Origin of the sequence: Methylobacterium sp. J-001 (assembly GCF_022829565.1) — a bacterium.
Taxonomy (GTDB): Bacteria; Pseudomonadota; Alphaproteobacteria; order Rhizobiales; family Beijerinckiaceae; genus Methylobacterium.
In genome coordinates this window covers 1-12,619 of record NZ_JAKSYN010000078.1, presented here as the reverse complement: position 1 = coordinate 12,619, position 12,619 = coordinate 1, and the positions used below count along the sequence as shown (strand labels likewise).

The 12,619-nt window shown below is 70.9% G+C and carries 6 protein-coding genes; all 6 read left to right on the top strand.

Going from position 1 to position 12,619, the window contains the following annotated elements:
- Nucleotides 1-462 precede the first annotated feature (462 nt).
- The 6 genes from MKK65_RS08395 to MKK65_RS08370 all read left to right on the top strand — a co-directional run bounded on the left by MKK65_RS08395 (nucleotide 463) and on the right by MKK65_RS08370 (nucleotide 12,191).
- Nucleotides 463-1,884: a trehalose-6-phosphate synthase gene (locus MKK65_RS08395; protein WP_243957006.1), complete on the top strand. Its 1,422-nt coding sequence runs from the start codon at nucleotides 463-465 to the stop codon at nucleotides 1,882-1,884.
- 333 nt (nucleotides 1,885-2,217) lie between these two features.
- Nucleotides 2,218-4,338 carry a glycogen debranching protein GlgX gene (gene glgX, locus MKK65_RS08390; protein ID WP_243957004.1) on the top strand — a complete coding sequence of 707 codons (2,121 nt, stop codon included), beginning with the start codon at nucleotides 2,218-2,220 and terminating at the stop codon, nucleotides 4,336-4,338.
- 106 nt (nucleotides 4,339-4,444) lie between these two features.
- Entirely contained in the window at nucleotides 4,445-4,744 is a 300-nt protein-coding gene (locus MKK65_RS08385) for a hypothetical protein (RefSeq protein ID WP_243957002.1), read from the top strand.
- Nucleotides 4,745-4,747: 3 nt separating this feature from the next.
- A complete protein-coding gene (locus tag MKK65_RS08380; RefSeq protein WP_243957000.1) occupies nucleotides 4,748-5,308 on the top strand; it encodes a type II toxin-antitoxin system VapC family toxin in 561 nt (186 codons plus the stop codon).
- A gap of 173 nt (nucleotides 5,309-5,481) precedes the next feature.
- Nucleotides 5,482-7,287, top strand: a complete 1,806-nt coding sequence (gene treZ, locus MKK65_RS08375; protein WP_243956998.1) for a malto-oligosyltrehalose trehalohydrolase — start codon at nucleotides 5,482-5,484, stop codon at nucleotides 7,285-7,287.
- Complete coding sequence (locus tag MKK65_RS08370; RefSeq protein WP_243956996.1) at nucleotides 7,284-12,191, top strand: malto-oligosyltrehalose synthase; 4,908 nt, start codon at nucleotides 7,284-7,286, stop codon at nucleotides 12,189-12,191. The genes treZ and MKK65_RS08370 overlap by 4 nt, the downstream gene beginning before the upstream one ends.
- Nucleotides 12,192-12,619: the final 428 nt, after the last annotated feature.

Sequence of the window (12,619 nt, the reverse complement as noted above, 5' to 3'; positions counted from 1 at the left end):
CAGCGACCGCGGCCCGCGCGATGGCTGAGTAACCGGCTGGGCTGTCACCGGTTCCAGCGCGGCGTAAGGTCCGGCGGGCGGCACCGGCGCAACCGGCCGGTGCGACGCATCAGCCGTCGCTCAGCCGGCGTTCAGGCGCGGTCTGACAGAACCGCCGAGCTTGCACAACGGCATCGCTTCGGCCGCTCTTCAGCACGTCCCGCGCTTCGCTGCGCGTGGCCTTCGAAGGCTGGCCGGAGGGGAGTCCGGGCGGAGCCGGCCTGCGCGTCGAGCACCGGACAGGGCGGCGATCCTGTCCGGCGCGACGGCGTGCTCGACTTGACCCGCGCCCGGGTTCACGCTTGGGTTGCCTCAACAAAGGATCGCGCAGGGACTCCGCGCGTTCTGCTACATACGAAGTCCCGATGCAGGCGCGGCGAGGTCTTCGACCTGAGCCGCGCCCATGATCCGGAGCCGACCCGCGTGGCACGCCTTGTGATCGTATCGAACCGCGTCGCCATCCCGGAGGATGGCGGCAAGGCGGTCGCGGCGGGCGGCCTCGCCGTGGCCGTGAAGGAGGCGTTCACCGCCTACGAGGGGTTGTGGTTCGGCTGGAGCGGCAACATCACGGAGGAGCCCTCCGAGGAGCCGACCCTGATCGACCACGGCCGGGTGCAGTACGCGGTGGTCGACCTCTCGCCGCAGGACCACCTGGAATATTACGCCGGCTTTGCGAATCGGGCCCTGTGGCCGATCATGCATTACCGGCTAGGCCTGGGCGCCTTCTCCCGCTCGGATTACGCCGGCTACAGCCGCGTCAACCGCACCTTCGCCCGCGCGCTCGCCAAGCTGGTCGAGCCCGACGACATCATCTGGGTGCACGATTACCACCTGCTGCCGCTGGCGGCCGAATTGCGCGGCCTCGGGCTCGACAACCCGATCGGCTATTTCCACCACATCCCCTGGCCCGCCGCCGACGTGTTCAACTCGCTGCCGGCGAGCACCGAATTGCTGCGCGCCATCGTCGATTACGACCTGATCGGCCTGCAGACCGAGGCCGACGTCCAGAACCTCCAGCGCAACCTGGTCGACACCCAGCGGGCGATCCCGCTCGGCGGCGGCTCGCTGATGGTCGACGGGCGCCGCACCCGGATCCGCGCCTTCCCGATCGGCATCGACGTCGCCGGCTTCAAGGAGGCCGCCGACAAGGCCAATGCCAATAAGGTGGTGCGCGAGACGATCGCGGGCCTGCGCACCCGCAAGCTGCTGATCGGCGTCGACCGGCTCGATTATTCCAAGGGCGTGTCCGAGCGGATGGAGGCGGTGGAGAGCTTCTTCGCCTCGAATCCCGACCAGCGCGGCAACGTCACCTACATCCAGATCACCCCGAAATCCCGCAGCGAGGTTCCGGAATACGAGCAGCTCGCCCGGGACGTGAACGAGAAGGTCGGCGAGATCAACGGCGCGCTCGGCGACCCGGCCTGGACGCCGATCCAGTACATCACCAAAGCCTATCCGCGCCCGGTTCTGGCCGGCCTCTACCGGGCGGCCCGGGTCGGCCTCGTGACGCCGATGCGCGACGGCATGAACCTCGTCGCCAAGGAGTACGTGGTCGCCCAGAGCGAGGACGATCCCGGGGTGCTGGTCCTGTCGAAATTCGCCGGCGCGGCCCGGCAGATGCCGGAGGCGCTGCTGATCAACCCCTACGACCGGTTCGAGGTCGCCGAGGCGATCCGCTCCGCCCTGTACATGCCGAAGGCCGAGCGGCTCGCCCGCTGGAAGCCGATGGTCGAGCGCATGACGCGCGAGGACGTGGATTGGTGGGCCCGCAACTTCCTGTCGGAGCTGGAGAATTTCCGCACCATGGAGCGTGAGCCCCCGACCGCCGCCGCGGCCGCCGAGTAGCCGGATCAGCGTAGCTGTTGACGCCCACGCCTCTCCCTCTCCCCTCTGCGGGGGAGTGTGGCCCCTGCGTCGGCAGGGGTCGGGAGAGGGGAACCCGGCTGCCGGAAGAGGCAGAGCAGGCGTGACGGGCGTATCCGTTTCCCGCACCGTTGCTCCCCTCTCCCGACCCCCTTTGGGGGCCACCGTCCCCCGCAGAGGGGGGAGGGAAAGCGCGTGTCATATCTGGACCGAACGTCCCCGCGAGCCGAGCGCCATCCAGAACGCTATGCATGACGTCTCCCACCGCCATTGGCACGCGCAACGCCCCATCTCCCGAAAAACCGGACGCCGCCCATGATCGCCGTCGATGACGGGGTGCCGGCGCCGCTGGGCGCGCATTTCGATGGGCGCGGGGTCAACTTCGCCCTGTTCTCCGAGCACGCCACCGCGGTGGACATCTGCCTGTTCGAGCCGGGGGAGCGGCACGAGACCCGCACGGTCCGGCTGCCCTGCCGCACCGACGACATCTGGCACGGCTACCTGCGCGGGGTGCTGCCGGGCCAGCTCTACGGCTACCGGGTGCACGGGCCGTGGGACCCGGCCAACGGCCACCGCTTCAACGCCTCGAAGCTGGTGCTCGACCCCTATGCCCGCGAGATCCGCGGCCGGATCCGCTGGCACGACGCGCTCTACGGCCACCGCCGGGCCGGCGACAACCGCCGGGAAGACAGGATCGACCGGCGCGACAGCGCGGTCTACATGCCCAAAAGCGTGGTCACCGCCCCCGAGGTGCCCGATCTCGCGCTGGCCCCCGTGCGCCGGCCGCTCACCGAGACGGTCATCTACGAGGCCCACGTCAAGGCGCTGACCCGCACCCATCCCGACATCCCCGAGGCCGAACGCGGCACCTACGCGGCGCTCGGCCACCCGGCGATCATCGCGCACCTGGTCAAGCTCGGGGTCACCGCCCTGGAGCTGCTGCCGATCCAGGCTTTTGCCGACGACCGCTTTCTGGTCGAGAAGGGGCTCGTCAATTTCTGGGGCTATCAGCCCCTGGGCTACTTCGCCCCGGACCCGCGCTACCTCGGGGAGGGCGGGCTTGGCGGCCTCAAGGCGGCGATCCGCGAGCTGAACGCCGCCGGGATCGAGACCTGGCTCGACGTGGTCTACAACCACACCGTCGAGGGCGACCACAGCGGGCCGACCCTGTCCTTCCGCGGCATCGACAATGCGAGCTACTACAAGCTCGACCCCGCGGACCCGCGCCGCACCGTCGATTGCACTGGCTGCGGCAACACCTTCGACGTGAGCCACCCGCGGGTGATGCAGCTGGTGCTGGATTCCCTGCGCCACTGGGTCACCGCCTACGGGATCGCGGGCTTCCGGTTCGACCTCGCCTCGAGCCTCGGGCGCGCGCCGCTCGCCTTCACCCCGCAGGCGGCCTTCTTCCAGGCGGTGGCGCAGGATCCGGTGCTCGCCCGGGTCAAGATGGTGGCCGAGCCCTGGGATATCGGGGAGGGCGGCTACCAGCTCGGCGGCTATCCGCGCGGCTGGAGCGAGTGGAACGACAAGTTCCGCGACGCCGCCCGCGGCTTCTGGAAAGGCGATTCCGGCACCCTGGCGAAGCTGACCCAGGGGCTGACCGGCTCGCGCGAGGTCTTCGCCCCGTCCCGGCGCTCGCCGCTCGCTAGCATCAACTTCATCGCCAGCCACGACGGCTACACCCTGGCCGACACCGTGGCCTACGAGCAGAAGCACAACGCGGCCAACGGCGAGGACAACCGCGACGGCCACGGCCACAACGTCAGCTGCAATTACGGCGTCGAGGGCGACACCGACGACGTGGGCATCCTGGCCGTGCGCGCCCGCCAGAAGCGCAACATGCTGGCCACCGTGATGCTGGCCCAGGGCGTGCCCATGCTGCTGATGGGCGACGAGCGCTCGCGCAGCCAGAGCGGGAACAACAACGCCTACGCCCAGGACAACCCGACGAGCTGGATGGACTGGTCCAGCGACCCGGACCCGAGCCTCGCCACGTTCGTGGCCAATCTCCTGGCCCTGCGCCGGGCGCAGCCGGCCCTGCGGCGGCGCAGCTTCTTCACCGGCGCCCCGGTCGGCCCGGAGGCTTCCTTAAGGGACGTGCACTGGCTCGCCCCCGAGGGCACCGAGATGGAGAACCGCCATTGGGCCGATGACGGCCTCCAGGTGTTCGGCATGCAGATCGGCAATGACGGGGCCGGCGACCGCCTGCTGCTCCTGTTCAATGCCGGGGAGGGCGCGTGCGACTTCCGCCTCGCCCCGGTGATCGGCGACCCCTGGCAGCCGGTCTTCGACACCGGCGCGGCCACCGGCGCGGTCCCGCCGGGCGCACCGTCCTACGGGCCGGACGACACGGTGCCGCTGCCGGGCCGCTCGGTGCTGGTGCTCACCGCGGCGGGCGTGGGCGCGCGGAGCGGGTGGGTGCCGGGGGGTTGAGAGCGGGCTTGTTTCGCGCTGGTCGAAGCGAGCTGATTGCACCCGGGGGTCCGGCGCACTACGTTGCCTAATCATACGATTTGTTGAACATCGTCGGAGCATCGTCATGGCTGGGGATCGTTCGCAGCCGAGGCAGGCCTCAGGGATGGAGGCGTCCCTGGCCCCCTCCGTCACCGCCGTCATGGCCCGCGCGCAGGAAAGCGGCCTGACCCGGGGCAAGGCCAGCCGGATCTCCGGACGCGTCGCGCCCGAATTGATCGAACGTGCCAAGGCCCGGACGGGACTTCACTCCGATACCGCGCTGATCGAGTTCGCGCTCGCCAACATCGCCATCGAGGATGGCTTCGCGGACGTATTCCGCACGCTGCGGGCATCGGTCGACCCGGAACTCGACCTGAACTTCTAGCCAGTGGCCTTCACGTTCAAGGCCGCGGAACGGCTGCGCCGGCAGGCACCGAAGACGGCCTTTCAGCGCCGGGATGATACGGCGTTGCCCTTTCTGGAAGGGCAGGCGCATGCTGGCCGTCCGCTCCTGCTCGATACCTGCGTCTACATCGACCAGATGCAGGGGAGGGCGCCGCCTCCGGTCGAGGACCTCCTTGGCATCCGGATCGTGAATCACAGCACCGTCGCCATCCAGGAGTTGATGCACACGGTGGGGGTCCTCGACCCCCAGGACCCCCGCAGCGCCCTGGCCGTCACGGCGATCGGCACTGCGATCGACGCGATGCCGGCGCACCGGATCTTCACGCCCGACGCCGAGATCCTGGGAAGCGCCGCCGTCTATGCGGGCATGCTCTGCCGGATCCAGGGCTATGCGAAGGATGACCGCATGGGTGCACTCCATGATTGTGTCCTGTTCCTGCAGGCGCTCAAGCTCGGCTTCTGCGTGCTGACGCGCAACCTCCGGGACTTCGACGCTCTGCTGCAGCTTCGCCCGGAGAGCCAGGTCCTGTTCTATCGGACCTGACCCGCCCGCCGATCGCCCCGCCCCCGCGCCATTTTTCGCACGGTTGCCGACTCATCTCGCCACCATGGCTGCGCTGCGGGAACCGGATCGGGCTCGGGGCCTTCTCCCACGACAATGAACCCTGCCGCGCTTGTCCTCCGGGGCGCACGGCCAACGACGAGGACCGTGGCCCGATGCGGCGCGCCCACAGCATGGATTTCGGGGCCGAGATGGTGGAGGGCGGCGTGCGCTTCGCCCTCTGGGCCCCGACCGCCCAGAGCGTCGAGCTCGTCGTCGACGGTATCGACCATCCGCTGCCCGAATCCGGCGGCGGCTGGCGGCGCACCGCCCTGCCCGGGGTGAAGCCGGGCGCCCGCTACGGCTTCCGGATCGACGGCGACCTCGTGGTGCCCGACCCGGCCTCGCGCTTCCAGCCGGACGACGTCTCGGGCCTGAGCGAGGTGATCGATGCCCGCGCCTTCGCGTGGTCCGATGAAGCCTGGACCGGGCGGCCGTTCGAGGAGGCGGTGATCTACGAGTGCCATGTCGGCACCGCCACGCCCGAGGGCACCTATGCCGGCCTGCAGGCGCGCCTGCCCGACCTCAAGGCGCTCGGCGTCACGGCAATCGAGCTGCTGCCGCTCGCCGACTTCAAGGGCTCGCGCAACTGGGGCTACGACGGCGTCCTGCCCTACGCCCCCGACGGCGCCTATGGCCGCCCGGACGACCTCAAGCGCCTGATCGACGCCGCCCACGGGCTCGGCCTGATGGTCTATCTCGACGCGGTCTACAACCATTTTGGGCCGGCCGGGAATTACCTGCACGCCTACGCCAAGACCTTCTTCACCGAGCGCCACCAGACGCCGTGGGGCGCCGGCATCAACTTCGACGGCAAGGAGAGCGGCGCCACCGTGCGGCAGTTCTTCATCCAGAACACCCTGTACTGGCTGGAGGAATACCATTTCGACGGCCTGCGCTTCGACGCCGTCCACGCGATCCTCGACGATTCGCCGCGCCACTTCCTCGCCGAGCTCGGCGAGACGGTCAGAAAAACCTTCCCGGACCGCCAGATCCACCTGATGCTGGAGAACGAGGCCAACCAGGCGCGCTGGCTCGAGCGCGACGGCGCCGGCAAGCCGAAGATGCACGACGCGCAATGGGCCGACGACCTGCACCATTGCTGGCACGTGCTGCTCACCGGCGAGGACGCCGGCTATTATCAAAGCTTTGCCGACAAACCCGTCGCGCGCCTCGCCCGCTGCCTGGCGGAGGGCTTCGCCTATCAGGGCGAGCCGTTCGCCACCCTCGACAACCATCCGCGCGGCGAGCCCTCCGGGCACCTGCCGCCCTCTTCCTTCGTGACCTTCCTGCAGAACCACGACCAGGTCGGCAACCGGGCGCTCGGCGAGCGGCTGAGCCATCTGGCCGATCCCAAGAAGCTCGATCTCGCCCGGGCCGGGTTCCTGCTGGCGCCGCAGATCCCGATGCTCTGGATGGGCGAGGAATGGTCGGCCTCGACGCCGTTCCTGTTCTTCGTCGACTTCGCCCCGGACGAGGAGCTGAACAAGGCAGTGCGCGACGGCCGCCGCCGGGAGTTCAAGAGCTTCGCGGCGTTTGCCGACGACACCTCGAAGATCCCGGATCCAACCGAGCGGGAGACGTTCGAGCAGTCCAAGCTCGACTGGTCGGAGCGGGAGCGGTCGCCGCACCGGGAGGTGCTGGCCGAGACGACACGGCTCCTCGGCCTGCGCCGGGACGTGGTCGTGCCGCTCGCGAAATCCGGCTACCAGGGCGCCGCCGCGACCCTGCCGCGACCCGACGTGGTCGATTGCACCTGGCGCTTCGGCGCCGGCACCCTGCGGTTCGTCGCCAATGTCGGCGACGCGGCCTTCGCGGTGGATCCGGGCGATGCCCGGGTGGTCTGGACCAACGCCCCCGATCAGACCGGACGGGATCTGCCCTCCTGGACTGGCCTGTTCCTGACGGAGCCCCGCTCGTGAGCCCCCTCGAAAAACTTGCCGACCTCGTCGGCGTCGCCGCCGGCTATACCGACGCCTTCGGCCAGCCGGTCGAGACCTCCCTGGAGGTGCGGCGCGGCCTGCTGGCAGCGCTCGGCTTCGCGGTCGCGGACGAGGCCGGCGTGGCCGAGAGCCTCGCCCAGGTCGAGGCCCTGCGCTGCGGGCTGGTCCCGCCGCTCCTGCCCGTGGAGGCGCGGCGCAGCGCCCGGGTGCCGGTCCGCGTCCAGGACGGCGCCCCGCACACCCTGGTCTGGCGCCTCGTCGACGAGCGCGGCGCCGCCCGCGAGGGCCGGGCCAACCTGCAAGGTCTGGAGCCGGGCTTCGAGCTGCCGCCGCTGACCCCGGGCTACCATCGCCTCACCGTCCAGGCCGGACGGATCCGGGCCGAATCCTGGGTGATCGCCGCGCCCCAGCGCTGCTGGCGCCCGCGGCCCTACACGGAGGAGGGCGCCTCCGACTGGGGCATGGCCGCGCAGCTCTACGGCCTGCGCTCGGCCAGCAATATCGGCATCGGTACCTACGCGGATGCCGGCGAGGCCGCCCGCGAGGCGGCCCTGCGCGGGGCGGCGTTCCTCGGCCTCAGCCCGGTCCACGCCCTGTTCGGCTCCGACCGGACCAAGATCTCGCCCTACTCGCCGTCCTCGCGGCTGTTCCTCGAGACCCTGTTCATCGCGCCGCGCAGCCTGCCGGGGCTCGCCGGCTCCCGGGCCGAGGCGCTGCTCGCCGAGCGTGCCGACGCGATCACCGCGTTGCGCGAGGCGGCGCTCGTCGATCACCAGGGCGTGGCCGACGTGCTCGACCCGGTGCTGCGCGCCCTCTGGCTGGACTCCCCGGCCCGGGCCGGCACCGATGCGGAGTTCGAGCGCTTCCGCCAGGAGGGCGGCCCGGACCTCGCCGCCCATGCGGTGTTCGAGACCCTGTCCGAGCATTTCCACCGCGAAGGCGCCCATTGGCTCGGCGACTGGCCGGAGGATTACCGCCGCGCCGGCACCGAGGCGGTCGTGGCCTTCGCTGCCGAAAAGGCCGAGGCGGTGGCCTACCACGCCTGGCTGCAATACCTCGCCGACCGCCAGCTCGCTGCGGCCTCGGCGGCAGCCCTGGGTGCCGGCATGCGGGTCGGGCTCTACCGCGACCTGGCGGTGGGCGCCGACCGGGGCGGCTCCGAGATCTGGTCCCATCCCGAGCGCTTCGCCGACCGGGTCTCGATCGGCGCGCCCCCGGACCTCTTGGCCCCCAAGGGCCAGAACTGGGGCCTGCCGGCCTTCGACCCGCTGGAGATGGAGCGGGACGGCCTCGCGGCGTTCCGCGCCCTGGTCCAGGCCAACATGTGCCATGCCGGCGCGATCCGGATCGACCACGCCTTCCAGCTCGCAAGGCTGTTCCTGATCCCGCTGGGGGCCGGCGCCCATGCCGGCGCCTACGTGGCCATGCCGTTCGAGTCGATGCTGGCGGTGCTGCGGCTGGAGAGCCACCGCAACAAGTGCCTGGTCATCGCCGAGGATCTCGGCACCGCCCCCGAGGGCTTCTCCGACGCCCTGATGCGGGCCGGCGTGCTGAGCTACCGGATCCTGGCCTTCGAGCGGGAAGGGGACGGCCGGTTCAAGGCCCCCTCCGCCTATCCGCGCGACGCGCTCACCGCCATCACCACCCACGACCTGCCGACCTTCGTCGGCTGGTGGCGCGGGGTCGACACCGACACCCGCCAGTCGCTGGGCCTCTACGACCAGGATCGCGCCGAGGCCGAGCGCAACGAGCGGGTGGTCGAGCGCCGCCGCCTCACCGAGGCGCTGGCCGGGGAGCAGCTGCTGCCGTCGGCCGAGCCGCCCGAGGCCGCGCCGTTCGAGGCCGCCGCCCGCTACCTCGCCCGCGCGCCCTCGATGCTGACCGCCGTGCAGTACGAGGACGTCGTCTCCGAGCTCGCCCAGGCCAACGTCCCGGGCTCCACCGAGGGCTATCCGAACTGGCGGCGCAAGCTCGACCGGGACCTCGTCGCCATCGCCGCCCCCGGGGGACCGCTCGCCAAGCTGGCAGCCTCGCTCTCGGCCGAGTCGCGGGGCCCGCGCTCGGGCTCCGCCCGGCTGGCCGTGCCGCCGCCGCAATCGACCTACCGGCTGCAATTCCACAAGGACTTCACCTTCGCGGACGCCGAGCGGATCGTCCCATATCTGAAGAAGCTCGGGATCAGCCACGTCTACGCCTCGCCGCTCCAGAAGGCGCGGCCGGGCTCGACCCACGGCTACGACATCGTCGACCACGGCGCGATCAACCCGGAACTCGGCGGCGAGGCGGGCTTCGTCAGGCTCTCCGAGACCCTGCACGGGCACGGGCTGAAGCTGCTGCTGGACATCGTGCCCAACCACATGGGCGTCGGCGGCTCCGACAACCCGTGGTGGCTCTCGGTGCTCGAATGGGGCTCCCTCTCGCCCTTCGCGGACGCCTTCGACATCGACTGGCAGCGCCTCGGCGCCGGCCGCAACCTGGTGATCCCGTTCCTGGGCGAGCGCTACGGCGAGGCCTTGGAGCAGGGCACGCTGGCGCTGAAGTTCGATCCCGAGGCCGGCGCCTTCAGCGTCTGGCATTACGAGCACCAGCTGCCGATCCGACCCTTGAGCTACCCGACCATCCTGAACCGGGTGATCGCCGCGATCGGCGCCGTGGACGACGACACCACCGCGGAGCTGCTCGCCATCTCCGAGCGCCTGCGCGCCATGGCGATCGACACCGACGAGACCCGCCGGAAAAGCTTCCCCGAGGAGGCCGAGGGGCTCAAGCGCCGGCTCGCCGAGATCTACGGCGTCTCGACCCTGATCCAGGAGGCGACCGACAGCACCCTGGCGCTGCTCAACGGCTTCAAGGGCCGCCCGGACAGCTTCGGGCCGCTGCACCGGCTGCTGGAGGCTCAGGCCTACCGGCTGGCCCATTGGCGGGTGGCGTCGAGCGACATCAACTACCGCCGGTTCTTCGACGTGAACTCGCTGGCCGGCCTGCGGGTGGAATTGTCCGACATCTTCCACCGCTCGCACGAGACCGTGTTCAGGCACATCCGCGAGGGCCGGATCGACGGCTTGCGCATCGACCATATCGACGGGCTCGCCGACCCGCTGGGCTACGCGCGCGCGCTCCAGGCGGCGGTCGGCCCCGGCTTCTACGTGGTGGTCGAAAAGATCCTGGAGCCGGGCGAGCGGCTGCGACCCTGGCCGGTGGCCGGGACCACGGGCTACGACGTGCTCAACCAGCTCGACGGCATCCTGGTGGACAAGGAGCGGCAGGGGAAGGTCCGGCGCCTGTACGAATGGGCCTCGGGCTTCGACGAGCCCTACGGATTCCAGCTCCGCGCCGCCAAGGCCGAGATCCTGGAGATCAGCTTCGCCAGCGAGCTGGAGGTGCTGACCTCCGACCTCAAGGAGGTGGCCGATGCCGACCGGCGCACCCGCGACTTCACCGTCAATGCCCTGCGCCGGGCCCTGATCGAGATCATCGCCCGCTTCCCGACCTATCGCAGCTACCTGCCGCCGGAGCTGGAGGAGGGCGAGGTCGAGCCCGAGGACGTGCGGCTGATCGAGGGCGCGGTCGCCAAGGCCAAGCGCTGGTCGGGCCTGCCCGACCGCTCGGTGCACGATTTCGCCGCCGACGTGCTGCTCGGGCGGATCGAGACCACGGGACCGGGCCGCCCGGACACGCGGGTGGTGCTGCGCTTCCGCCGCCGGTTCCAGCAGCTCACCGGACCGGTCATGGCCAAGAGCCTAGAGGACACGCTGTTCTACCGGTACGCCTGCCTGCTCGGCCTCAACGAGGTCGGCGGCGATCCGGGTGAATACGGCATCGACGCGGAGCATTTCCACGACCTCCAGATCGCCCGCGCCCGCGACTGGCCGAACGCCATGATCACCACGGCGACCCATGACACCAAGCGCGGCGAGGATGCCCGGACCCGGATGCTCGCGCTCTCCGAGATCCCGGAGGGCTGGGCCGGCGCCTGGGACCTGTGGCAGCGCACGGCGAGCCCGCATCTCGCCCGGATCGACGGCGAGCCGGCCCCCGACGCCAACGACCAGTGGATGTTCTTCCAGGCGATCCTGGGCGCTTGGCCGCTGGAGCTGCTGGAGCGGGACGAGACGGCCGCGATCGAGGATTTCCGCGACCGGCTGATCGCCTACGGCGAGAAGGCCATGCGCGAGGGCAAGCGCCGCTCGAGCTGGGTCAATGTCGACGAGGTCTACGAGGGCGCGGTCAAGAAGCTGTTCTCCGCGCTGATCGCCCCGGGCTCGGACTTCCTGCGCGAATTGCGTCCCTTCGCCCGGCGGCTCGCCCATCTCGGCATGCTCGCGGGGCTCGGCCGGACGGTGCTGAAATGCACCCTGCCGGGCCTGCCCGACACCTACCAGGGCACGGAGATCTGGGACTTTTCCTTCGTCGATCCCGACAACCGCCGCCCGGTGGATTACCCGGCGCTGGAGCGGATGCTCGGGGCGGGCGGCGAACCGGCCGCCCTGCTGCCGCACTGGCCGGACGGGCGGGTCAAGCAGGCGACCCTCGCACGGCTCTTGGCCGAGCGGGCCGAGCGCCCGGCCTTCTACGCCAGCGCCGCCTACGAGCCGGTCGAGGCCACGGGCGCCCGGGCGGCCCACGTCATCGCCTACCGGCGGACCGATCCCGGCGAGGAGGGCGGCGACCTGTTCGTGGCGGTGCCGCGTCTGTTCGCCGGCATCGTCGGCGAGGCGGTCTGGTCCGGCGAGGCCTTCGCCGGCACCCGGGTCGATCTCGGCGCGGGCACGATCTGGCGCGACCTCGTCTCGGGGCAGATCGTGGAGACCGGAGGGGAGGGGGCCGATCTCGGCCAGCTCCTGAGCGACCTGCCCTACGCGGTCCTGCGGCGGGAGCCGTGAGGGGAGCGGCCGGATCGGTGGATCTCCCTCCCCCCTCTGCCGGCTACGATGTTCACACATTGGCTGGTGGATGTGGGCCAAGACTGCCCCCAAGCGCGTCTCCCTCCCCCCTCTGCGGGGGAGGGTGGGCCGGCCGTCAGGCCGGGTCGGGCCGGGACGAAGTCCCGCAAGAGGGGAGCGACGGCGCAGGATGAGGCTTTGCCCGGCCTGCCGGTCGCGCCATGTCCTGAACCCGGGCTCCCCCCTTGCGGGACTTCGTCCCGGCCCGACCCGGCCTGACGGCCGGCCCACCCCCCCCCGCAGAGGGGGGAGGGAGACGCGCTTGGGGGCAGTTCTGGCCCCCATCCCCCAGCCAATGTGTGAACATCTGAGCCGGCCGAGGGGGGAGGGAGATCCACCGATACGGCCGCCCCCCCCACGGCTCCCCC

Coding starts and splice junctions, on each gene's coding strand:
- glgX (WP_243957004.1), top strand. CDS start 2,218: ATGATCGCCGTCGATGACGGGGTGCCGGCGCCGCTGGGCGCGCATTTC.
- treZ (WP_243956998.1), top strand. CDS start 5,482: ATGCGGCGCGCCCACAGCATGGATTTCGGGGCCGAGATGGTGGAGGGC.
- MKK65_RS08385 (WP_243957002.1), top strand. CDS start 4,445: ATGGCTGGGGATCGTTCGCAGCCGAGGCAGGCCTCAGGGATGGAGGCG.